This is a genomic window from Gilvimarinus gilvus (assembly GCF_030518155.1).
Lineage (GTDB): Bacteria > Pseudomonadota > Gammaproteobacteria > Pseudomonadales > Cellvibrionaceae > Gilvimarinus > Gilvimarinus gilvus.
In genome coordinates this window covers 1-312 of record NZ_JAULRU010000598.1, presented here as the reverse complement: position 1 = coordinate 312, position 312 = coordinate 1, and the positions used below count along the sequence as shown (strand labels likewise).

Sequence of the window (312 nt, the reverse complement as noted above, 5' to 3'; positions counted from 1 at the left end):
AACCGGCTTGAGGCCGGTAGATCGTTTGTGAAGCTCCTGCTCGAAGAAGTGGGAGATATGACCGAAATAAAAATAATTAAGGTGACATCACAATGGCAAAAAACAGCACTTCTACGCCTATCGATCTGGTCTTTGGACTGGAAGATAAGCCTGGATTTATGATTTCTACATTTGCTGCGTTACAGCATGTACTTGCCAGTTTTATCGGCATTATTACCCCAACACTGATTGTGGGTGGAGTCCTGGGGCTTGGCAGTGAAGTCCCTTACCTTGTCAGCATGGCACTGATGGTGTCTGGAATCGGCACTTTTA

The 312-nt window shown here is 45.8% G+C and carries 1 protein-coding gene; it reads left to right on the top strand.

Annotation, left to right across the window (positions count from 1 at the left end):
• Positions 1 to 92: 92 nt before the first annotated feature.
• Positions 93 to 312 (top strand): solute carrier family 23 protein (locus QWI17_RS14880; protein ID WP_302723317.1); only part of this gene is annotated, 220 nt, incomplete at its 3' end.